The organism is Burkholderiales bacterium (assembly GCA_013695435.1).
Taxonomy (GTDB): domain Bacteria; phylum Pseudomonadota; class Gammaproteobacteria; order Burkholderiales; family JACMKV01; genus JACMKV01.
Genome location: JACDAM010000041.1, coordinates 19235 through 42528, shown reverse-complemented (window position 1 = coordinate 42528; position 23294 = coordinate 19235). Strand labels below are relative to the sequence as shown.

Sequence of the window (23294 nt, the reverse complement as noted above, 5' to 3'; positions counted from 1 at the left end):
ATTTCACGCGCGGCAGGGTCAACGCGGCATGGTGGCGCCATTCGCGCCCCGGCGATCGCGAGGCGATCCAGTATCATTACGATGTCGCCGACGAATTTTACGCGCTATGGCTCGATCGCCAGCGCGTGTATTCGTGCGCTTATTTTCGCCATCCCGACGACAGCCTCGATCAGGCGCAGGCGCAAAAGCTGGCTCATAATTGCAACAAGCTGAATCTGCGGGCGGGCGAACGATTCCTCGATATCGGCTGCGGCTGGGGCGCATTGATCCTGTGGGCTGCGCGGCACTACGGCGTGAAAGCGACCGGCATCACGCTGAGCGAAAACCAGTGTCGCTACGTTCAGCAGCAAATCGCCGAACTCGGCCTGTCAGGGTTGTGCGAAGTGCGGCTGCTCGATTATCGCGATCTGTCTGAGCACGAACGCTTCGACAAGATTGCCAGCGTCGGCATGTTCGAGCACGTCGGGGAAAAGAATCTGCCGCTTTATTTCGGCAAGATTTATCGTCTGCTCGAACCTGGCGGTTTGATCCTGAATCACGGCATCACGCTCAGCTCGACCGATAACGACCGGCTCGGCAGCGGCATTGGCGAATTCATCGACGAATATGTTTTTCCGGGCGGCGAACTCGTCCATGTGTCGAAAGCGATGGCGGCCATGTCGGAGCAGCGGCTGGAATGCTGGGACGTCGAATGCCTGCAGCAGCATTACGCGAAAACCTTGTGGCATTGGGTCGATCGGCTGGAAGCCGGCAAACGCGAGGCGATCGCGCTGGTCGGGGAAAAGAAATTCCGTATCTGGCGCATTTACATGGCGGGTTCGGCGCACGCGTTCGAGCGCGGCTGGATGTCGATCTATCAGGTCCTGGGCGGCAAACCGCTGCCGGATGGCCGCTTCAATTTCCCTCTGACGCGCGAGTATTTATACGAACGTTCACCAGGGACGAGGGATACGGGAGTAGCGTCGGGCGCGGTTTGGATGCCCGCTAATCGATTCGCTTGCCGGCGTGAGCCTCCGGTGTCGTTCCCGCGCAAGCGAGAATCCAGAAGCTATTAGAAACAGATAGTTAAGGGAAACCCTGGATTCCCGCCTGCGCGGGAATGACAACTGATTTTTTTAAGACCTGCTAAAGCAAAACCAGATTGTCCCGATGAATCAACTCCGAATCGTCGATATAACCTAAACGCGCTTCGATTTCCTGGCTCGGGCAGCGCAATATCTGCTTCGTCTCGGCTGAACTGTAGTTGACGAGTCCGCGCGCGATCTCGCTGCCGTCGGCCGCCATGCAGCTGACGGCAGCGCCGCGATCGAATTCTCCATCGCAGGCGATCACGCCGATCGGCAGCAGGCTTTTTCCGTCGGCGCGCAATGCGCGCACCGCGCCGTCGTCGAGCACCAGCTTGCCCCGCACTTGCAGATGATCGGCCAGCCACTGCTTACGCGCGGCCAGGGTCAGGGTCGGCGCCGTCAGCAAGGTCCCGGCGCTCTCGCCACGCATGATGCGCAGTAACACGCCTGGTTCGCGGCCCGAGGCGATGACGGTGTGAGCGCCGCTGCGGGCGGCGCGCTTGGCTGCCAGTATTTTTGTAAGCATGCCGCCGCTGCCGATCGCGCTGCCGACCCCGCCAGCCATTTGTTCGAGTTCGCGGCCGCCGGCCTGGGCCTGGATCACCAGTTTTGCCTGCGGGTTTTTACGCGGATCGCTGTCGTAGAGTCCGCTCTGGTCGGTCAGGATCACGAGGAGATCGGCTTCGATCAGATTCGTCACCAGCGCCGCCAGAGTATCGTTGTCGCCAAAGCGGATTTCATTGGTGACCACCGTGTCGTTCTCGTTGATCACAGGAATCACGTTCAGTTTGAGCAAGGTGCGCAATGTTGACCGCGCATTCAGGTAGCGCTTGCGATTCGCCAGGTCGTCGTGGGTCAGCAAGATCTGCGCGGCGTGCAGCCCATGCTGCCGGAAGCAGGATTCGTAGGCTTGCACCAGACCCATCTGTCCGACCGCTGCTGCCGCCTGGAGATCGTGCACCGCGACCGGCCGCTTTTTCCACTGCAGCCGTTGCATGCCCTCGGCGATCGCGCCGCTCGAAACCAGAATGACTTCCCTTCCCAGGTGTTTCAGCGCGGCGATCTGTTCCGCCCAGCGTGCAATCGCGGCGAGGTCGAGGCCGCGGCCCTCATCGGTGACGAGGCTGCTGCCGACTTTTACGACCAGGCGCCGTACACCGCCCAGAGCCCGGTTGGCGCCGGATTCGGTTGTTGCAATGGAAACGTCGCTCATGGAAGGCTCATCGGGGTCGAGATGGATGCTGCCGCTTCGATGCTGCCCTGGCTTTCGCCCGCGTTTTTCTGCTGCTCGAGATGTTCCATGATAGCGAAAACCAGCTCGCGGCAACCTTCGCCGGTCAATGCGGAAATAATGAAGCTTTTCTGCGCCGAGCCATAGCGCTCGAGGAAATCGTCGACGCGGCGCTGGCGTTCGTCCGCCGCGATAAGATCGACCTTGTTCAGCAGCAGCCAGCGCGCTTTTCGATACAGGGCCTCGTCATACTTACGCAACTCTTCGACGACCGTGTGCGCATCGGCGACCGGGTCCGATTCGTCGAACGGCGCGATATCGACCAGATGCAGCAAGAGCCGCGTGCGGGCGAGATGGCGCAGAAACTGGTGGCCGAGCCCGGCGCCCTCGGCGGCGCCCTCGATCAAACCGGGGATATCGGCAATCACGAAGCTTTTGTCGTAATCGACGCGGACCACGCCGAGGTTTGGATGCAGGGTTGTGAATGGGTAGTCGGCTACCTTGGGACGCGCCGCAGAAACCGCCCTGATAAAGGTCGATTTGCCGGCGTTGGGCAGGCCGAGCAGGCCGACATCGGCCAGTACCTTGAGCTCGAGGCGAAGCATACGCGTTTCGCCGGCCTGCCCGGGCGTGGTTTGGCGCGGCGCGCGATTCGTGCTGGATTTGAAATGCAGATTGCCGAGCCCCTTGGCGCCGCCTTTAGCCAGCAGGGCCTGCTCGCCGTGCTGCGCCAGATCGGCGATCGGTTCGCCGCTGGTGTGATCGGTGATGACCGTGCCGACAGGAAAGCGCAGGACAATGTCATCGCCACTCTTGCCGTAGCAGTCGGCGCCGCGCCCGCGCTCGCCGTTTTTGGCCCGGTGGATTCGCGCGTAACGGTATTCGACCAAGGTATTGATATTGCGATCCGCAATGGCGTAGACGCTGCCGCCCTGGCCGCCATCGCCGCCATCGGGTCCGCCTCTGGGGATATATTTCTCGCGCCTGAAACTCGCCGAGCCATCGCCGCCTTTGCCGGCGATAACTTCGATTACGGCTTCGTCGATAAACTTCATTCAATTACGCCTTGACTGACGCCAACCGAACGCCAGGCAAAAGTGCCGCTACAAACAAAAAAGCCCTGTCGCCGGCGACAGGGCTTGTCGGTGCGGCGACCGGATTTCAGGCCGGCACGATGCTCACGACCTTGCGCTTTTGCCCGCCTTTGACCGAGAACTCGACTTTGCCATCGATTTTCGCGAATAGCGTATGGTCCTTGCCCATGCCAACATTGCCGCCCGCGTGAACCTTGGTCCCGCGCTGGCGAATGATGATGCTGCCTGCGGGGATCAACTCGCCGCCGTAGGCCTTGACGCCGAGCATCTTCGGATTGGAATCGCGGCCGTTGCGCGAACTTCCACCGGCTTTCTTGTGTGCCATGGTTTATCCTTGCTCGGCCGAAATGCTGTCGATCTGGATTTCGGTGTAATTCTGGCGATGCCCTTGCGTCTTGCGATAGTGCTTGCGCCGGCGCATTTTAAAGATTTTTATCTTCTCGCCGCGGCCGTGCGATATAACCGTCGCCTTGATGGTTGCGCCGGAAACCAGCGGATTGCCGAAAGACAGCTTGTCGCCGTCGGCGACCATCAGAATCTGATCGAGCACGATCGCAGCACCGACTTCCTGCGAGATTGTTTCGACCTTCAGTTTTTCACCGGAAACGACGCGGTATTGCTTGCCACCGCTTTTTATCACCGCGTACATGACGACCCCGATCGGACATTTGCAAACCGGGCATTTTATAGGATAAGAATTTTTGCGTCAAAATCGTTGTATCCCGTCGTTATCCCTGTCGAGCATCGACAGGCGTTTCCGTTCGTCGCGACCGGCTGGGTATAATGGTTGCTCTCCCCGGCTCTCGTCGTCCCGTGCCCGAAAACGCCGCAGTTGACATCTTCAGGATAGATTCCCTGCAAGCGATTCGCCGCTTCATAGCGGACGATATGACGGCGGTCGACCGTGTCATCCGGGCGCGCCTGTACTCGGAAGTCGCGCTGATTCGCGAGGTAGCCGAGCACATCGTGGGCAGCGGCGGCAAGCGCCTGCGTCCCGCGCTCGTCATTCTTGCCGCGGGCGCGTTCGGTTATCGGGGCAAATTCCACCACGAACTCGCGGCCGTCGTCGAATTCATACATACCGCGACCTTGCTGCACGACGATGTCGTCGATGCGTCCGAACTCCGCCGCGGCCAGCTTACCGCCAATTCCCTGTTCGGCAATCCGGCCAGCGTGCTGGTCGGCGACTTCCTGTATTCGCGCGCGTTCCAGATGATGCTGGCGGTCGACAATCCGCGCGTCATGCGGGAATTGGCCGATGCGACCAACATCATCGCCGAAGGCGAGGTATTGCAGTTGTTGAATTGCCGGAATGCCTCGATCGACGAGCAAAGCTACCTTCAGGTCATCCGTTTCAAGACCGCGAAGCTGTTCGAAGCCGCGATGCGCCTGGGCGCGATCCTCGGCGCTGCGACACGCGCCGATGAAGATCGCGTGGCGCTGTACGGCATGCATCTCGGCACCGCCTTCCAGTTGATCGACGACGTGCTCGATTACTCGGGCGATCACGTTGAGACGGGCAAAAATCTCGGAGATGATCTCGCCGAGGGTAAGCCTACGCTGCCCTTGATTTACGCGATGCAGAACGGCACGCCGGCGCAGGCCGAATTCGTGCGGCACGCGATAGAAAGCAGCGGGCGCAATGATTTCCAGCAGGTGCTCGAGGCGATTTACGAGACACGGGCGCTCGATTATGCGCGCGCCCAGGCGCTTGTCGAATCGCACATGGCAGCGGCCGCGATCGCCACCCTGCCGCATTCTAATTACAAGGATTGTTTGCTACACTTGGCGGACTTTGCAGTCACGCGGACGCATTGATTCGGAAGCATTTGATTCGAATCGCCCATCCTTTTGAAAGATCCGCTTCATGTCATCCCGCTTTATGTGATTCACTGCATGGGCGGTGCATGTTTCGCCGGCGGCCGGGCTGTCAGTGCGGTTGTTGAAACGGGGTGTAGCTCAGCCTGGTAGAGTACTGCGTTCGGGACGCAGGAGTCGGAGGTTCGAATCCTCTCACCCCGACCAGAGCGATCACTTGTTTCGGTTTTTTCTTTCTTTTCTTCTCATGTTGGCGGAGCAAGCGTAGCGTGATGAAGCTTCTGTTGCTGGTCGCTGGTTTTCTGCTGGTTTACTGGGTGTTGAAAGCCTACGGCAGGGGATTGCGGAAGCCCGATCCGTCGCAATCCGCGCAACAGGTCAGCGGCGAAGACATGGTGCGTTGCAGCCACTGCGGCGTTCACCTTCCGAGAAGCGAAAGCATATCGGCGCAGGGGCAGTCGTTTTGCTCCGAAGAGCACCGGCGCCTGCATTAACGGCTGTTAGCGCAAGCCATTGTCCGATAGCGATCGTTCTTCCCGTAGCGCGCTGATGGCGAAGTCGTCGACGCTGCATCCGCTGGACCTGGCCGCTCCGGCCATTCCGCAAATCGATCCGCAGACCGATTCGTACTGGCGATCGCTCAGTTATTTCAATACCTATCGTCTGCTCGTCGCGGCGCTGTTGTTTCTTGGCGCGGTGATGTTCGACGACGTCGTTTCGTTCGGATCCCGCAACTCGGCGCTGTTTCTATCCGCCAGCATCACTTATCTGATGCTGGGCGTCGCCAGCCTGATCGCGTGCCGCGTGCGCCAACCGCGGCTCGATTTTCAGCTCAGCGTGCTGATCAGCGCCGATATCGCCATCATCGTCACAATGATGTTCGCAAGCGGCGGCATCACCAGCGGGCTGGGACTTTTGCTGCTCGCGTCGCTGGCCGCTGCCGGCTTGATCAGCCGCGGCCGGCTCGCGTTATTTCACGCCGCGCTCGCCAGCCTTGTCGTGCTGTTCGAACATACCTACGAGGTGTGGTTTCTGGACGGCAGCAGTTCCCTTTATATCCAGGCCGGGCTCCTCAGCACCGGCTACTTCGCGACCGCCTGGCTGGCTTACAATCTGGCCAAATACGCGGTTGCCAGCGAGGAGTTGGCGGAACAGCGCGGCATCGATCTGGCGAACATGGCGCAGGTCAATCAACTGGTTATCCAGGACATGCACGACGGCGTGCTGGTTGTCGATGAGCTCGGCGTGATCCGGCAGTTCAACGTTCAGGCTGAACGCTTGCTCGGTTCGGTTGCGAATTTGCGCGGCGCTGCGATGCTCGAAGACTATTCGCCGGCGCTCGCCGAGCGCCTGCAACTCTGGCGCGAAAAGCCCGAGGCCCGGCCTCAGCCCATGCGCACCATGCTGTCGCAAGCGCCGATTTCGGCACGCTTCATTCCGATTGGAAAAAGCCGCCACCAGGGCGCGGTTATTTTTATGGAAGACTTGAGTCGCGTGCAAAGCCAGGCGCAGCAATTGAAGCTGGCGGCGCTCGGACGGCTCACCGCCAATATCGCGCACGAGATTCGTAATCCGCTCAGCGCCATCAATCATGCGACCGAACTGCTGCAGGAGGAGCCGGGCGCCTCGCCCACCCAGGCGCGCTTGCTCTGCATCATTCACGACAACGTGCAGCGGCTCGAGCGCATGGTGCACGAAGTGCTTAAACTGAACTGGCGCGACCGCGCGCACCGCGAAAATTTTCTGGTCGGCGACTACCTGCGCACCTTTGTCGAACAGTTTTGCCAGATCGAAAAAATTGCCGATACGATTTTCAAGCTCGAGCTGGAGACGGGGCTGGTCGTCAACTTCGACCGCAGTCACTTGAATCAGGTGATGTGGAATCTCTGCCGCAACGCGCTGCGTTATTGCGGGCGTCACGACGCCAGCATACGTTTGATCACCCACGCCGCGCGGCGTGATGCGGTAAAATTACACGTTATCGACGACGGCCCCGGGGTTGACGAAGCCTTGCGACACCAGTTGTTCGAACCGTTCTTCACCACTGCCGCAAGCGGCACCGGCCTCGGGCTGTCGATTGCGCGCGAAGTGTGTGAAGCCAACAATGCGACACTCGATTACGTGCCTTCGGACGTCGGCGCGCATTTCATGATTTCTTGCGAGGGAGCGTGATGCAAAAGCGCAAAGAGCGCGGCGGCCGGACCGCAAGCGCTATGACCACCGTGCTGATAGTCGACGACGAAGCCGACATTCTCGAGCTGCTCGAGTTGACGCTGCTGCGCATGGGTCTGGAAGTCGAACGCGCGATGACGCTGCGTGAAGCGATGCAGCTCGTGCAAACGCGGCATTTCGATCTTTGCCTGACCGATATCCGGCTTCCCGATGGCGATGGTCTCGAACTCGTCAAGCACATCGGCGCCCATTGCGCCGATTTGCCGGTCGCCTGCATTACGGCGCACGGCAGCGCCGAAAACGCCGTTGCCGCGCTCAAGGCCGGCGCCTTCGATTATCTCGCCAAGCCGGTCTCGCTCGAACATCTGCGCACGCTGGTCAAATCCGCGTTGAGTCTGCCGCAGGCCAATGTCGCTATCGTCAGTACGGAAAATGCCTTGCTCGGCGAATCGCCGGCGATGAATCAGGTGCGGCAACTGATCGAAAAGCTGTCGCGCAGCGAAGCGCCGGTTTACATCACCGGCGAATCGGGCAGCGGCAAGGAGCGTGCGGCGCGTTTGATCCACCAGAAAAGCGCGCGCCGCGACAAGTCTTTCGTGCCGGTCAATTGCGGCGCGATTCCGGAAAACCTGATGGAGAGCGAATTTTTCGGCTACCGGCGCGGCGCGTTTACCGGCGCCGAGGCCGATCGCGATGGGTTTTTTCAGGCCGCCAGCGGCGGGACGCTGTTCCTCGACGAAGTCGCCGACTTGCCGATCCTGATGCAGGTCAAGCTGTTGCGCGCAATCCAGGAAAAGAAGGTGCGCAAGGTCGGCGCGACGCAGGAAGACAAGGTCGACGTGCGCATCATCAGCGCGACGCACCAGTCGCTGAGCGAATGCGTGGAGACCGGAAAATTCCGCCAGGATCTGTACTACCGGCTGAACGTGATCGAGCTCAAAATGCCTGCGCTGCGCGATATGCGCGAGGACATTTCCCTGATCACGCGTTCAGTTCTGGCACGCATGTCGCGCGCGATCGGCGGCACGCCGTGTGAACTCGACAAGGAAGCGTTGCGCGCGCTGACGCAATACGATTTTCCGGGCAATGTGCGCGAGCTCGAAAATATCCTGGAGCGCGCGCTGGCGCTGTGCTCGGATTCGCGGATCATGACCTGCGACCTGCAGCTTTCGCCGCCGGAATCGATCGTTCAGCAGAGCGCCGCGCCGAATGGCGGCAAGCTGCCGCTACAAGAGTATCTCGATGGCATGGAAAAGCAGGCCATACTCGAGGCGCTCGACAAGACCCGCTTCAACCGCACGGCGGCGGCGAAGCTGCTGGGAATCACGTTCCGGGCGCTGCGCTATCGGATGGAAAGATTGGGGATACAGTAGGTTACGGCTGCGCGATGCCGCGCATCGCCCAGTCGACGAAAACCTTCGAAAAATCCGCAAATATCCGGAAGTTTCCGCGCCGTAGTCGTGAATCAATCGTCGTCCATCGATGTAAATGGCCTTCTTTCCGCAGCCAGTTTCATCGCCTCGCCGAATTTTGATGAGCGTCCAGCGCATTCCAGCGTTCAATTACTCGTCATTCACAACATCAGCCTGCCGCCGGGCGAATTCGGCGGCGACGGCATTATCGAATTATTTACCAACCGTCTCGATCCTGCAGCGCATCCCTATTACCGGTCGATCGCGCATGTGCGCGTATCGGCGCATTTCCTGATTCGCCGCAACGGCGAAATCATCCAGTTCGTCTCCTGCGACAAGCGCGCCTGGCACGCAGGGATTTCCAGTTGGTGCGGGCATGAGCGCTGCAACGATTTTTCCATCGGCGTCGAGCTTGAAGGTTGCGACAGCATACCGTTCACCGATTGCCAATACGAAGGCCTGGCGACACTCACCAGGACGCTGCGCGCGACCTACCCGATTTCCGATATAAAAGGCCATTCCGATATCGCCCCGGGCCGCAAAACCGATCCGGGACCTTGCTTCGACTGGCAGCGTTACCGAGCCGCGCTCGCGGTCTCATAAAAACTTCAGGCGCCGCTTTTTTTGCGCAGGCGGGTTTGCGTGAGGGCCGACCCGCTGTCCATTCCCTTTTCAAATCGGCAGTTCAAGAGGTCCTCCGGGGCGGCAGATTTTTTCTTCGAAAGTTGTTGACTCTGTTGCTGAGAGTACTAGAATTAGTAGCGTCATCACGTAAAACCACAATAGGTTGTGTATGACTCGTTGGATAAGCTGTGTATAAGGTGTAGATATTTTGACTGCGCGGCGTGCGAAAAGCGTCGCCATCTAAAACAGGAGACAGGCATGCAGCTTGCAACACCCGCGATTTCCCCGACCCAGATAACCCGGTTCTCGCTGGACGAACGGTCCGCATCCGATGCGCGCTACGCGCAGTACAAGATCATTCGCCGCAATGGCGCGGTGGTCGGTTTCGAGCCGGCAAAAATTTCGATCGCGCTGACCAAGGCATTCCTCGCCGTCAACGGAGGCCAGGGCGCGGCATCGGCGCGCGTGCGCGAACTCGTCGTAACCCTGACCGAAAACGCGGTCAACGCGCTGATGCGGCGCCAGCCGAACGGCGGCACTTTCCATATCGAAGATATCCAGGATCAGGTCGAGCTGGCGTTGATGCGTTCCGGCGAGCACGACGTCGCGCGCTCGTACGTGCTGTATCGCGAAGAGCGCGCGAAAAGTCGGGCCAAAGAGCGCGAGGCCAAGGCTGGATTGACGCCGCCTGCGATCAATGTAATGGAAGCGGGCCGGCTGGCGCCCCTCGATATTTCGCGTTTGCGAGACCTGCTCGCCGATTGCTCCGCCGGGCTCGGCGATGCGGTCAGGTCCGAGCCTATTCTGCAAGCCACACTGAAAGATATTTATGAAGGCGTGCCGATCGAGGAAGTCCGCAAATCGGCGATATTGTCGGCGCGCTCGCTGATCGAGAAAGAGCCGGCTTATGGCTTCGTCACGGCGCGCCTGCTGCTCAACTCCATACGCCTCGAGGTTCTCGGCCGAGAAACGCCGCAGGCCGAAATGGCCGCGCGTTATCCCGAATATTTCCCCGCCTTCATTCAGCGCGGCATCGACGCCGAGTTGCTCGATCGGCGCTTGCTGAAATTCGATCTGGCGGGCCTGGCCACGGCGCTGAACCCCGAGCGCGATCTGAAATTCGGCTATCTAGGCCTGCAAACCCTGTACGACCGCTATTTCCTGCATGTCGATGACAAACGCATCGAGCTGCCGCAAGCGTTTTTCATGCGCGTCGCCATGGGCCTGGCCTTGAACGAAAAGAATCGCGAGGTGCGCGCGATCGAGTTCTACAACCTGCTGTCGAGCTTCGACTTCATGAGTTCGACGCCGACGCTGTTCAATTCCGGCACGCGGCGCTCGCAGTTGTCGAGTTGCTATCTGACGACGGTCGGCGATGACCTTGACGATATCTACGAAGCGATCAAGGAAAACGCGCTGCTGTCGAAATTCGCCGGCGGGCTCGGCAATGACTGGACGCAAGTCAGGGCAATGGGCTCGCATATCAAGGGCACCAATGGCAAATCGCAAGGGGTCGTGCCGTTCCTGAAAGTCGTCAACGATACGGCGGTTGCCGTCAATCAGGGCGGTAAGCGGAAAGGCGCGGTGTGCGCCTATCTCGAATCCTGGCACATGGATATCGAGGAATTTCTCGAACTGCGCAAGAACACCGGCGACGATCGCCGCCGCACGCACGACATGAATACCGCGAACTGGGTGCCCGATCTGTTCATGAAGCGCGTCATGGAAAATGGCGAGTGGACGCTGTTTTCGCCTTCCGATGTCCTCGATCTGCACGATAAGACCGGCAGCGCATTCGAATCGGCTTACACGGCTTATGAGAAAAAAGCTGCGCAAGGAAAAATCAGGCTGTTCAAGAAAGTTCCGGCGCAGCAGCTATGGCGCAAGATGCTGACCATGCTTTTCGAAACTGGTCATCCGTGGATCACCTTCAAGGATCCGTGCAACATCCGCTCGCCGCAAAGCCATACCGGCGTCGTGCACAGCTCGAACCTGTGCACCGAGATCACGCTGAACACCAACGAGGACGAAATCGCGGTATGCAACCTCGGTTCACTGAATCTGCCGGCGCATTTGAAGCCCGTCCTGAGCGGAGTCGAAGGGGACTTTGAACTCGACCGCGAAAAGCTGCAACGCACCGTGACCACCGCGATGCGCATGCTGGATAACGTGATCGACATCAACTTTTACGCGGTGGCGAAAGCGCGCAACGCCAATCTCAAGCACCGGCCGGTCGGTCTCGGCATCATGGGTTTTCAGGATTGCCTGCACGAGCTGCGCATTCCTTATGCATCGGACGCCGCCGTCGAATTCGCCGATCGCTCGATGGAGGCCGTCTCCTATGCCGCCTGCTGGGCATCGACCGAACTGGCCGAGGAGCGCGGCCGCTATGCAACTTATGAGGGTTCGCTCTGGTCGCGCGGCGTCCTGCCGCAGGATTCGCTGAAACTGCTGGGCGATGAACGCGGCGGCCCCACGACCGGGCTCGGGACAAGGTATCTAGAAGTCGACCAATCGAGCACGCTAGATTGGGATGCGCTGCGCGCCCGCATCGCCAGGCATGGCATGCGCAACTCGAACTGCCTCGCTATCGCGCCGACCGCGACCATCGCCAACATCATCGGCGTTTCGGCCAGCATAGAACCGACGTATCAGAACCTGTACGTGAAATCGAATCTGTCGGGCGAATTCACCGTGACCAACCAGTATCTGGTCAACGATCTCAAAAAGCTCGATATGTGGGACGAGGTGATGATCGCCGATCTCAAATATTTCGACGGCAGCCTGGCGAAAATCGACCGCGTTCCAGCCGAAATCCGCAAGCTGTATGCGACCGCGTTCGAGGTCGAGCCGACGTGGCTGATCGAAGCCGGCTCGCGTCGCCAGAAATGGATCGACCAGGCGCAGTCGCTGAACATCTATATGTCAGGCGCCTCAGGCAAGAAGCTCGACGAGACTTACAAACTGGCGTGGCTGCGGGGGTTGAAGACGACGTATTACTTGCGCACGCTAGGCGCGAGTCACGCCGAGAAATCGACCGGCAAGGGCGGCGAGCTGAATGCGGTGTCGTCCGGGCAGGCGCGGGGCGAACAGTTTTGTTCGATATCGAGTCCGGAGTGCGAGGTTTGTCAGTAAATTTACAACTCCCGCTCGGTCTGTGTCTGCCAAACCTCAGCGGCGCAGAAGGCGTTTGGCGTATAGCGCCAAAGACAAATTGGAAGCCGGTTTTTTTGGACAAACGGCGAGGGACTTGAATTGAAACGAGCATTGCGATTTGTGAATCGATATGACGGACTTTCGCGGATTCATCTGGCGTATATCAGGAGCCAGTACAAAGAGCAGGCGAGCCCGATAGCGGCGTCTGCCAAACCAACTTCCGACTGCTGGAAGTCAGAACACCTTTGGGCCGGGAACAAAATGTCCCGCCAACGAAAAATACCAGGAGAGAGAAAATCATGTTGAGCTTTGAAAGCGGGCACGGCGGCGAAAACGAAGCGCAAGGTTTTGCCGGCAGTCAGACGCGCGCGGTATTGAGCGAGCAGAAAATCGTCGAGCCAGCGGCAGACCGGCGAGCAAGCGACGAGCGCTACACCGCGGGCAACGCGACGCGCCGCGTGACAGTCGAGGACAAGCAGATCATCAACTGCCGCGCCGACGTAAATCAGCTCGTCCCTTTCAAATACAAATGGGCATGGGACAAATACCTGGCCGGCTGCGCGAATCACTGGATGCCGCAGGAAATCAACATGAGCCGCGACATCGCGACGTGGAAAGATCCGAACGGCCTGACCGACGACGAGCGGCTGATCGTCAAGCGCAACCTCGGTTTTTTCGTGACTGCCGATTCGCTCGCCGCCAACAACATTGTGCTTGGCACATATCGCCACATCACCAATCCCGAATGCCGCCAGTATTTGCTGCGGCAGGCGTTTGAGGAGGCGATCCATACGCACGCCTATCAGTACATCGTCGAATCTCTCGGCCTCGATCAGGGAGAGGTGTTCAACATGTATCACGAGGTCGGCAGTATTCGCGACAAGGATGAATTTCTGCTCCCGTTCATCGAAACGCTGACCAATCCCGAATTCAGAACCGGCACACCGGAAACCGATCAGCAGTTGCTGAAAAGCCTGATCGTATTCGCGTGCATCATGGAAGGAATGTTCTTTTATGTTGGATTTACGCAAATACTTGCGCTCGGAAGGCAAAATAAAATGACTGGATCGGCAGAACAGTATCAATACATCTTGCGCGATGAATCGATGCATTGTAATTTCGGCATTGACGTGATCAACCAGATAAAAATGGAAAACCCGCATCTGTGGACGAGCGAATTCCGCGAAGAAATTCGCGGCTTGATTCAGCGCGGTGTTGAACTCGAGTATCGCTACGCGGAAGATACGATGCCGCGCGGCGTGCTCGGTTTGAATGCGCCGATGTTCAAGGAATATCTGCGCTTCATCGCGAATCGCCGCTGCCAGCAGATCGGACTTGATGTCCTGTTCGTCGGCGCTACCAATCCGTTTCCGTGGATGTCGGAAATGGTCGATCTGAAGAAGGAGAAGAATTTCTTCGAAACGCGCGTTACCGAATATCAGACGGGAGGCGCACTGAATTGGGATTGACCTTCGCTGCCCGTCGCGGATCACTGTCATAAACGGGACCCGCCGAAATCAACCTTAACGTCTACGGAAGCATTCCTCGCCGACCAGGAGCCAGGGTTGCCGGATGTTTCGAAACGGACGAGCAGATCAACAAGCGAGGATAAAGGAACGCGGACTGGAAACGGGGCACTGTTAAATCGCACTTTTTCGAGAGAAGCTTTTGGCGAGCGCAGGGCTTTGGCGACCATTCTGCTTCGTGGATCATCGCTGTTGTAGCAGTAATAGCCAATGCAAGAAGGCTGGACGCGTGCGTCCAGCCTTTGCCATATGCACGCGGCTATTGGTAGCGTTGCGGTTGAAACGGACGTTCCTATAACTTGAACAGGAGGTTGGACATGGCAACAAAACCGAAAGCAAGTGCAGCGAAAAAGCCGGCGGCCAAGAAATCGGCGGCCAAGAAACCTGCTAAGAAAGCGGCGGCGAAGAAGCCGGCTGCTAAAAAAACGGCAGCGAAAAAGCCCGCAGCCAAAGCGAAACCTGCCGCTAAAAAGGTAGCGGCCAAGAAAACCGCTGCGAATAAACCTGCCGCTAAAAAGGTAGCGGCGAAGAAACCAGCGGCCAGGAAACCTGCCGCTAAAAAGGCAGCGGCCAAAAAGCCATCCGCGAGCAAGACGGCGGCGAAGAAACCCGCCGCTAAAAAAGCCGCCACCAAAGCTGCTAAACCTGCCGCTGCGAAAAAACCGGTCGCCAGAAAGGTTGCGCCGAAAACAGCAGCGCCCAGAAAAGCGGCGGCAATACCAGCTGCGAGAAAGCCGGCCGCAATGCCGGCAGCCAAACCAGTGGTCAAGCCAACCGGATCGGTAACCTCAACGCCGAGCGAAGCATCGGAATCGGAAAAACCAGCTCCTGTTCCAGGCGCCTGGCCTTTTCCGATGTCTGGCAATCGGCCAAACTAAAGGCTGCAGGAAGGCCAGCGGCAGCACCGATACTTTCGTCGCGCTGCCGTCTGGTCTACAGATGTCCAAGCGGTTATGTCGGCCGCTTTTGTCAAGCCGGTTTCCGCGCGGTGGGCGCCAGCCTTCATGTTCCGCTATCCGTAAACCACCCGATAACCCTTTGCAAATTTGTCGATGGTCTTAAAGCCGGTAAATTCTGGACGCACAGCGCCGTCCGCCTAGCATTTCGTCCCGCGAGAACAAAGCGCGGGCATGATTTAGGTGTGAATAGGCCCTAATGTTCGGAAACGTCGTTCCGATGATTGAGAGGCAGAAAGAGTTCTTGCTGATTGGCAAGTATTCTTGTCGCGTCCGCGGGCGACAATGGGGCGCTGAACAGAAAGCCCTGCATTTCAACGCAGTGCAGCGCACGTATCACTTCGAGCTGGCGCAATGTTTCCACGCCTTCCGCAATCAAATTCAGCCTAAAGCCTTTCGCGATGGCCACGATGGCGGTAATGATCGGCGCATCACTCGCGTCGGAGGTGATGTCCTGCACGAACGATTGATCGATCTTAATGGTGTGGATTGGAAACTTCTTCAGGTAGTTGAGCGACGCATAGTGGATACCGAAGTCGTCGATCGCAATCTTCACACCGAGCGCGCCTAGCCGGCTCAATTTGGTCATTGTGTTTTCGATGTCGCGCATCATGACGTTCTCGGTGATTTCGATTTCAAGCGCGTTGGCTTCGAAATAATTGTCCTGCAGCACACCCAGCACTTTCTCGACGAAGCGCGACTGCTCGATATCCTGGGGTGAGAGATTGACCGCGACGCGTACTGGCGGCAAGCCGGCTTCGCGCCACGACCGCAACTGCGCACATGCGTGTCGCAAAACCCAGTCGCTGATCCTTGGCATCAGGCCTGTTTCTACGGCAAGTGGCATAAATTCAGCCGGACTGACCAGCCCGCGGGTCGGATGCTGCCAGCGGATCAAGGCCTCCATGCCGATTATTTTGCGGCTTACGATATTGACTTGCGGCTGGTAGTGGAGCACGAACTCGTCGCGATCGAGCGCCTTGCGCAATTCGCTTTCGCCCGCCAGCCGCTGCTGGAACACGACGTTCATGGCTTTGCTATAGAACTGATAGTTGTTCTTGCCTTCCCATTTGCCGTGGTACATCGCCATGTCGGCATTCTTGATCAGATCGTCGATGCCGTCGCCATCGTCCGGGAATACGGCGATGCCGATGCTGACCGTCGAGAAAATGTCCTGCTCCTCGATCAGGAATGGACGCCGCAGCTCATCGAGTACTTTCTGGGCGATCAAAGCCGCATCGTCCCGGCTGTTAATTTCCGGCAGCAGCAACGTGAATTCGTCGCCGCCGACGCGCGCCAGCGTGTCGCCCTTGCGCAAGGTATTTTTGAGACGCTGCGCGACAGCTTGCAGTAATTCGTCGCCCTTCACGTGACCCAGGGTGTCGTTCACCAGCTTGAAGCGATCAAGGTCGAGAAACATCATCGCGAGCAGGTGGCCGCTGCGCTGGGCGTGGGTTATCGCGAGGCCGAGTCTGTCTTTGAACAATGCCCGATTCGGCAAGTCAGTCAGCATGTCGTGGTAAGCCTGATAGCTGATCGTATCTTCGGCCTTCTTGCGCTCGCTGATGTCGCGCGCGACGCCATGCGTGCCGGCGAACAGCATCGGCTGGACGCCGCCGCCGTTTTTGTATACGCCCATTGCATTCAGCACGACGGTGATGTAATTCGTCGCAAACAGACGATATCGCTCGGAACCCTGTTTGCATTTGAGCCGCAGTTCGACGTTGCGTGCGCCGCGCTCGCCGGTTCGGCGCTCGTTGAACACGTAGGCCGCGCGATCGCAATCCTCATCATGAATAATCGCCGTGTAGTGCTTGCCCAGCAGTTCATCCCTGGCGAAGCCGAGCAGGCTCTCGATGCGGTCATTGAGGAAGCTGAAGTTGCCCTGCTGATTCAGCGTGTAGATGATATCGGGTGAACTGTCGACCAGATAGCGATAGGAGCGCTCTGAATGTTCGAGCTTGACGCTGATGCGGCGATTTATTTTTTCGAGGTAACGTTTGCGCAGCGCATTATCGATCGCTTTCAGGAGCTCTTCAGGCTCGTACGGTTTGCGGATGAAATCGTAGGCGCCGCGGCGCAAGGTCCCGATTGCGGAATTGATGGACGTATCGCCACTGACGACGATCACCGTGGTATCCAGTCGTTTACCGCTGATGAATTCCATGACGTCGAGCCCGGTCATGTCGGGCAACACAAGATCGAGCAAAATTAGATCGAAGCGGGCGCGTTGCAGATTGGCAATCGCTTCGCTGCCGCTGCCGCACAGGTCCAGCGCGTAGCCGTGCGGAGCGATCAGCCGTCTGAGACTGGTGCGCAGCCGCGGTTCGTCGTCAACAATCAGTATTTTTGAAGAGGACGCCCGGTACTCGGGGACCGGGTATTCGATAGCGCTGATTCTCTTCTCCCTGTCGTCGCCTGAACCGTCAAAACGTTTTGAGCGAGTTTAGGCGCGCTAATTTCGAATGTAAATTATCAGGCGATCGATCCAGAGGGTTTTTTTGGCAGCAGTATTTCGAATGAAACCCCTCTTTGTGTGTTTCGGCACGTAATGAAGCCTCGCAATTCCTTGACGATGTTTTTGGCGATGGCCAGACCCAATCCGGCGTGGCCATTGCCTTTGCTGCTGTTGCCCGGCTCGAACAGATGGGACATAACATAAGGCGGGATACCCGGGCCGGTGTCGCTGATGGTTATTGCCACGTAGTCTTCGCCGTCGCGGTTGACGCTGTCTGCCGTCGAAAGAGACAGCGTGCCACCGTCAACCATCGCTTCCGCTGCATTTTTCACCAGATTTAGCAAAATCTGTTTGACGCCGTTCTTGTTGGTAGCAACGGTCTCCATCGATTGATCAAGATCGAGTTTCAGGCTTATCCGGTTCGGTGCAAACAGCGATTTCCGGCACAGCTCGACGACTTCCGAGACGATCAGGTTGGGATCGGCCTCCGCGGTCATATCGACAGCAGGCGTGTGCGGATCGGACAAGCTGCGAATGATGCCGACGATGCGATCGATCTCCTCGTTCAGCACCTCGAGATCTTGCCGGCTGGGATCGTCAGGGCCAAGCTTCATACCTAATATGCTGATGTAGTTTTTTATGATCGACAGCGGATTGCTGACCTCGTGCACGATCTTGCGCAAGTGACCCGCGGTTTCAGCTTCCCGATTGGCTTCGATGAGCCTCTCGTAAGCCTCACGGCTTCTGAACGCGTCCAGACTGCTCGCGGCAAGATTCGCGAATGCCCTGATGAAATGCATGTTCTCGCTCAGCGCTGCCGCGGTTTCGGCGTTGACGCCGAACACAATCGCCCCCAGCGTCTTCTCGCCGATGATCAGCGGCAGGCACAAAATCCCCGCGCTTTGGGTCGCGCGGATCACCTGTTGGTCGATGATGGCAAGCTCGGCGTTGCGGCTGAATGAGTTGAGCGGCGCATCGCCGCGCACGGCTTGCGCGATCAAGCTATCTCCCGAATCGTATGGAATGACGATCTGGTCGCTGATCTGGTCGTTTGATGCCGCATCGCCGGACGCGCGTCTGACGAGCAGCAGGTTACTGCCCGGTTCATAGATGAAGAAAGTCGCATCGACGCCAAACAGGATTTGTGCGCTTTTCCGGATCGCGGCGAGCACCGCCGGTTCTCCGGCAGCCGCGGCAATCGCCTGCCGGACCCCGTTCAACAGCATGATGCTGCGGATTTCTTCGGCGAGCTCTGCATCAATCGGATTGTCATCATCGCTCAACTCGATTTCGACCGGCTTTCTGCGCTTCGCGGTGTCTTGTGCTATCGACTCGACGCCTTTTTCGATATTCAGCGCGAGATAGTCAGCGTCCTGCCGCACCTCTTTGCGGGCGTGTTCGACGACGGCAAGAATTTCGTTCGCGGGCAACTTGAATAGCCGCTCGGCCAGTTCGATTCCGCCCGCAACCTGTGCGGCGATGTCTGACGATAACGCGTGCGCCGCACTGACGATCCTGACCAATAAGTGCGCGTCGACTATCCGTTCTGTGGGCTCGTGATGATAGAGGACCGCGTCGCCGATGATGGAACGCAGTTGGTAGTGGCCCATCAACCAAAAGCCCACTTGCGCGTGATCGGCGCCGAATTGCTGGCGCTCGATATCGATTTGCCGAAGTTCATCCGGCTCTGCCAGGACTTGCGCGTACTGCTCCGGAAACGCGGCGGCCAGCACGAGCTGGCCGACGTCGTGCAGCAGGCCGGCCAGATGCGCTTCTTCGGGATGCATGTACTGCGTGAGCTCAGCCAGCCTTTTTGCGATGGCAGCCGCGTGCGCGGCATGCCGCCACAGACGTTTCGCTTCGGCTCGCCGAATTGGCGATTGCGGTTTGAATACCTCGGCGATCGCGGCGCTGATTGCAATCGTCCGGACGGTGTCGAGCCCAAGTGCCACGATGCTCTGTTCGAGCGAAACGATTTGAGCAGGCTTCTGGTTGCTCAAGGGGTTGGCCAGTGCAACGATTCTGTTGCGCAGCGCAACGTCGAGATTGATCAAACGGCTCAGGTCAGCGATATTAACCCGCTCGCTATTGAAAGTCCGCAGCACCTTCAACAAGACGTGCGGGAGCGACGGCAGTGTTGTGCCTGCTATCCGTTCCCGTAGTTTCTGTGGAAGCTCGCTCATCTTTTCTTGTTGAATGGGGCGAGACGGCAAACGCATCGACGTGAAGCGGCCGATGGGTCATTTGCTTTGCTGCTGCTGAGTCTGCCGATCGAGATCTTCGGTTGCGCGACCCCTCGGCTTTCGTCTCCCTATGACCGTACTGTCAGCAACTCACATGCCATGCCAGGAAAAGTCCTTTACATCGCATTGAAAATTTATTCGAATCAGGTACCTTCCCCGTACCTGCGGTTGCTGGTGTTGCGCGCGCCTGGCCAACTGATTCTAACAGTCTTGATGACTTCCCGGCACCTCAAGCCGAGACTCCATGTTTAGCTCGGGTTTTCGAGCATAAGCCCTAATGCCAGCCTCTGCCGAAGAAGAAATGGGTAGAAAACCCCGGGTTATGCGGGTACCCATACGGGTAGCCATAAGGATGCGCGTAAAACGGCGCGTAGAACGGATCGTAATAAGGGCTGCCATGATAGCGGGCCGGATAATCCGCAGCAGATTCCCGTTTCAGGATCGAGCCAGCGATAATCGGCTGCTCCCAGACTTCTGCCCCGATGCGCCGCGGAACCGCCTCGCCGAGATTGCCGGTGACCCGCAAAATCTGGCCCGGCGCGAAGCGGTCCTGATCGAACGGACCGGGATTGCAAGCGATAAAGCGGGCGACCTCGCGCGGGCCTCGCGACCGGTACGGGTCAGCCAGGCGCTCGAGCAGGAAACAGGTATCCCCGTCATCCTCGATGCGGGCGACGATCGCACCTTGCCACTCGACGCGCGGTCCCTGGAAATCGCGATCGAGCGTGCGTTCGCGGTCACGCACCGCTTCGGCGGTAAACGAATTCAGCGTCAGGCAAGCGAATAGCGCTGGATGGATAATTTTCATTGGGTTTGTCCTGTTACCTTGGGTATGACCGCAGCGCTTTACCGAGGTTTACGGGCGATGCCGGGTCGTTCCTTGAAATGCAGATGAGCAGCCGCAAGCCGGATGACCTGGGTTCCGGGTGATCGATCGGAGTACCATATCGACCATGAAGTTGACCAAGAAGCGGCTCCTGTTCCTGTGGATGACCTGCTTTGGCTTGACCGCCGGCCTGCCAGCCGCGGCTCAGCAATCGGCGATGAGCGAGGATGACTGGATCGCGATCCGCGCCGTCATTAACGCGCAAATCGACGCACTTCTGGAGGATGATGCGGAAACCGCGTTTTCGTACGCGTCGCCGGCATTGCGGAAACTGTTTCAGACGCCGCGCCAATTCATCTCTATGATCAGGCAGAATTACGCAGCCGTTTATCGGCCGCGCGCGTTCACCTTTCTGCCGCCCTCAATCGTCGATGACGTACCGGTGCAGCCCGGGCAGGTGCTTGCGCCGGACGGCAATGTTGTGGTCGCGCTTTATTCGATGCAGCGCGAGGGAGCGGCCGGTAGCGCCGAATGGAAGATAAACGGCTGCCAGCTTGTCCCGCTCAATGCGTTTTATGCGGCTCTTCGGGTCGGGCGCGACGATCCGGTCGCCGGCCCAGTTCAAAGCCCGATTGCGGGCGCCTTTCATTTCGATAGAGGATAAGACCATGGCTGAATCGTCCGCTCCCGGCGATATGTTCGAGTTCATGCAAAAGATGTGGAACCCGATGTCGTTACCGTTCCCCGGCATGCTGACGCCTACCATCAACCCCGATGAGCTCGAGAAAAAGATTTCGGAGTTGAAGTCCGTCGAAAACTGGCTGGCGATGAATCTCGGCTTGCTGCAAATGACGATCAAGACCATGGAGATGCAGAAAGCCGCCTTGGTCGCCTTGATGCCCGACCCCGACCCCAAATCCAGGCCCAAGCCTTAGCCTGTTAGAGCTTGTCCGTGAATAATTCAGCCCTGCGTTGGCGCCCCAAAGCGATGGATGCAAGTCGCGAGTCGCAGCCCGAATGTCATGCATTGGGCAAGGCTCGCAACGCGGCAGACGCGCTTTCGGGCGCCAACCCTTCGGGCCGGGATCAATGTGAGCGCATCCCTTTGTCGCAAGGAGGCCTGCGACCCGTTACCGCAAAACGGCCGTTTGCGGGAGCAGGCCTCGCGGGCGCTACCCGCAAACGGGCGGGGTCGCCGCCAACGTGTCCGCGCCCGCCTGGTTGTGGCCGACACAACGGCGCGTCTTGCTTCGCGGCCTGCGCTCAAATTGATCCCGGCGCAGGACTGAATTATTTACGGACAAGCTCTTAGTCTATCCCGCACGCCACTTCATGTCCGACCATCGTTTTTATCACAGCGCCGATACCTTCAAACAAATGGTGCGCGATCTGCTGGCGCGCGCGCTCGAACGCGGCGCCAGCGATTGCGAAGCCGAAGTGCACGAAAGCTTCGGCCAGAACGTCACTGTGCGGCGGAATGAAGTCGAGACCATCGAGTATAACCGCGACAAAGCGATCGGCGTCACCGTTTATGCCGGCCACAAGCGCGGCCATGCGACGAGCTCGGTTTTCACGCCGCAGGCCTTGCGCGATACCGTCGATGCCGCTTTATCGATCGCCCGCTTTACGGGGTCGGACGATTGCGCCGGGCTCGCCGATAAAGAAAACCTCGCGACCGAATTCCCCGACCTCGATTTATATCATCCCTGGCATCTGCCGATCGAGGACGCCATCGAACTCGCGAAATCGTGCGAGGCCGCCGCTTTCAGCATCGACGAGCGCATCAACAATTCCGAAGGCGCGTCAGTCGGCGTCCATGAATCGCAGTTCATCTACGGCAATTCACGCGGTTTCCTGGGCGGTTACCCGACGTCCCGCCACAGCATTGGTTGTGCGGTCATTGCCGGCCATGATGACGGCATGCAGCGCGACGATTGGTACACGACGGCGCGGGCCGAGCAGGATCTGGAGGCGGCTGCGCGCGTCGGCGCGATCGCCGGCAAGCGCACGGTCCGGCGCCTCGATTCGCGCCAGATAAAAACCGGACGATCGCCCGTACTGTTCGAAGCGCCGGTCGCAGCAACCCTGATCGGCCATCTCGTCGCTGGGGCAAGCGGCGGCAGCCTTTACCGCAAATCGTCGTTCTTGCTGGATGCGCTGGGCACCCGGATTTTTTCGCCGATCGTGCAGATCAGCGATCTGCCGTTTTTGAAGCGCGGCCTCGCGAGCAGCGCTTTCGATGACGAAGGGGTTGCCACGAGATCGCGGGATATCGTCAAGGACGGCGTGCTGTGCGGTTATTTTCTTGGCAGCTACTCGGCGCGCAAGCTCGGCATGCAAACGACGGGCAACGCCGGCGGCAATCATAATCTGGTGATCGCAAAAGGGGCGCTCGATCTCGACGGCTTGATGAAGAAAATGGATCGCGGTCTGCTTGTCACGGAAGTCCTCGGCCAGGGCGTGAATCTCGTGACCGGTGATTATTCGCGCGGCGTCGCCGGTTTCTGGATCGAGCACGGCGAGGTTGTGCACGCAGTCGATGAAATCACCATCGCCGGCAATCTGAAGGACATGTTTCGCAGCATTACCGAGATCGGTTCAGACGTACTGGCACGCGGCTCCAAACATTGCCCGTCGATCCTGATCGACAATATGACGATCGCCGGCAATTGACCATCGCGCAGGCGCCACTGCAGTCTGCCGTTTCTCGC

19 protein-coding genes and 1 tRNA gene are annotated in these 23294 nt (G+C 58.6%); 13 read left to right on the top strand and 7 right to left on the bottom strand.

Annotated elements, in window-relative coordinates:
* Positions 1 to 1055, top strand: a 1055-nt coding sequence (locus H0V78_02330) for a class I SAM-dependent methyltransferase (GenBank protein ID MBA2350649.1), incomplete at its 5' end; no start/stop codon positions are given.
* A gap of 70 nt (positions 1056 to 1125) precedes the next feature.
* Here the strand turns inward: H0V78_02330 and H0V78_02325 are convergent.
* From H0V78_02325 to rplU, 4 genes are all read right to left on the bottom strand, one after another.
* The gene (locus tag H0V78_02325) at positions 1126 to 2280 is read right to left on the bottom strand and encodes a glutamate 5-kinase (protein ID MBA2350648.1); all 1155 of its coding nucleotides are present in this window, start codon (positions 2278 to 2280) and stop codon (positions 1126 to 1128) included.
* Complete coding sequence (gene obgE, locus H0V78_02320; GenBank protein MBA2350647.1) at positions 2277 to 3353, bottom strand: GTPase ObgE; 1077 nt, start codon at positions 3351 to 3353, stop codon at positions 2277 to 2279. Before obgE ends, H0V78_02325 begins: the two co-directional genes overlap by 4 nt.
* 106 nt (positions 3354 to 3459) lie before the next feature.
* Entirely contained in the window at positions 3460 to 3717 is a 258-nt protein-coding gene (rpmA, locus tag H0V78_02315) for a 50S ribosomal protein L27 (protein ID MBA2350646.1), read from the bottom strand.
* 3 nt (positions 3718 to 3720) lie between these two features.
* Positions 3721 to 4041 carry a 50S ribosomal protein L21 gene (rplU, locus tag H0V78_02310; GenBank protein MBA2350645.1) on the bottom strand — a complete coding sequence of 107 codons (321 nt, stop codon included), beginning with the start codon at positions 4039 to 4041 and terminating at the stop codon, positions 3721 to 3723.
* 134 nt (positions 4042 to 4175) lie between these two features.
* Here rplU and H0V78_02305 point away from each other — a divergent pair, with 134 nt between their 5' ends.
* The 9 genes from H0V78_02305 (at position 4176) to H0V78_02265 (ending at position 14978) form a co-directional block, all read left to right on the top strand.
* Complete coding sequence (locus H0V78_02305) at positions 4176 to 5210, top strand: polyprenyl synthetase family protein (GenBank protein ID MBA2350644.1); 1035 nt, start codon at positions 4176 to 4178, stop codon at positions 5208 to 5210.
* Positions 5211 to 5340: 130 nt separating this feature from the next.
* A tRNA-Pro gene (locus H0V78_02300) sits at positions 5341 to 5417 on the top strand.
* Between the two features lie 65 nt (positions 5418 to 5482).
* On the top strand, positions 5483 to 5704 hold the full coding sequence (locus tag H0V78_02295) for a preprotein translocase subunit YajC (protein ID MBA2350643.1): 222 nt from the start codon (positions 5483 to 5485) through the stop codon (positions 5702 to 5704).
* Positions 5705 to 5759: 55 nt separating this feature from the next.
* Positions 5760 to 7382, top strand: coding sequence for a two-component sensor histidine kinase (locus tag H0V78_02290; protein ID MBA2350642.1), 1623 nt, complete (start codon positions 5760 to 5762; stop codon positions 7380 to 7382).
* Positions 7383 to 7423: 41 nt separating this feature from the next.
* Positions 7424 to 8755 carry a sigma-54-dependent Fis family transcriptional regulator gene (locus H0V78_02285; GenBank protein MBA2350641.1) on the top strand — a complete coding sequence of 444 codons (1332 nt, stop codon included), beginning with the start codon at positions 7424 to 7426 and terminating at the stop codon, positions 8753 to 8755.
* Positions 8756 to 8842: 87 nt separating this feature from the next.
* The gene (gene ampD / locus H0V78_02280; protein MBA2350640.1) at positions 8843 to 9397 is read left to right on the top strand and encodes a 1,6-anhydro-N-acetylmuramyl-L-alanine amidase AmpD; all 555 of its coding nucleotides are present in this window, start codon (positions 8843 to 8845) and stop codon (positions 9395 to 9397) included.
* Between the two features lie 279 nt (positions 9398 to 9676).
* Positions 9677 to 12553: a ribonucleoside-diphosphate reductase subunit alpha gene (locus H0V78_02275; protein ID MBA2350639.1), complete on the top strand. Its 2877-nt coding sequence runs from the start codon at positions 9677 to 9679 to the stop codon at positions 12551 to 12553.
* A gap of 320 nt (positions 12554 to 12873) precedes the next feature.
* Positions 12874 to 14043, top strand: a complete 1170-nt coding sequence (locus H0V78_02270; GenBank protein MBA2350638.1) for a ribonucleotide-diphosphate reductase subunit beta — start codon at positions 12874 to 12876, stop codon at positions 14041 to 14043.
* A gap of 374 nt (positions 14044 to 14417) precedes the next feature.
* Positions 14418 to 14978: a histone H1-like repetitive region-containing protein gene (locus tag H0V78_02265; GenBank protein MBA2350637.1), complete on the top strand. Its 561-nt coding sequence runs from the start codon at positions 14418 to 14420 to the stop codon at positions 14976 to 14978.
* A gap of 274 nt (positions 14979 to 15252) precedes the next feature.
* On the opposite strand, the gene H0V78_02260 is transcribed toward H0V78_02265, so the two are convergent.
* The 3 genes from H0V78_02260 to H0V78_02250 all read right to left on the bottom strand — a co-directional run bounded on the left by H0V78_02260 (position 15253) and on the right by H0V78_02250 (position 20565).
* The gene (locus H0V78_02260; GenBank protein ID MBA2350636.1) at positions 15253 to 17454 is read right to left on the bottom strand and encodes an EAL domain-containing protein; all 2202 of its coding nucleotides are present in this window, start codon (positions 17452 to 17454) and stop codon (positions 15253 to 15255) included.
* Between the two features lie 77 nt (positions 17455 to 17531).
* Positions 17532 to 19697 carry an HDOD domain-containing protein gene (locus tag H0V78_02255; protein MBA2350635.1) on the bottom strand — a complete coding sequence of 722 codons (2166 nt, stop codon included), beginning with the start codon at positions 19695 to 19697 and terminating at the stop codon, positions 17532 to 17534.
* Positions 19698 to 20031: 334 nt separating this feature from the next.
* Positions 20032 to 20565: a Slp family lipoprotein gene (locus H0V78_02250; protein MBA2350634.1), complete on the bottom strand. Its 534-nt coding sequence runs from the start codon at positions 20563 to 20565 to the stop codon at positions 20032 to 20034.
* Between the two features lie 145 nt (positions 20566 to 20710).
* On the opposite strand from H0V78_02250, the gene H0V78_02245 reads away from it, so the two are divergent.
* The 3 genes from H0V78_02245 to pmbA all read left to right on the top strand — a co-directional run bounded on the left by H0V78_02245 (position 20711) and on the right by pmbA (position 23256).
* Positions 20711 to 21247, top strand: a complete 537-nt coding sequence (locus tag H0V78_02245) for a DUF4864 domain-containing protein (GenBank protein MBA2350633.1) — start codon at positions 20711 to 20713, stop codon at positions 21245 to 21247.
* Between the two features lie 4 nt (positions 21248 to 21251).
* Positions 21252 to 21518, top strand: coding sequence for a hypothetical protein (locus H0V78_02240; protein MBA2350632.1), 267 nt, complete (start codon positions 21252 to 21254; stop codon positions 21516 to 21518).
* A gap of 397 nt (positions 21519 to 21915) precedes the next feature.
* Positions 21916 to 23256 carry a metalloprotease PmbA gene (gene pmbA, locus H0V78_02235; GenBank protein MBA2350631.1) on the top strand — a complete coding sequence of 447 codons (1341 nt, stop codon included), beginning with the start codon at positions 21916 to 21918 and terminating at the stop codon, positions 23254 to 23256.
* The last annotated feature ends 38 nt before the right edge of the window (positions 23257 to 23294 follow it).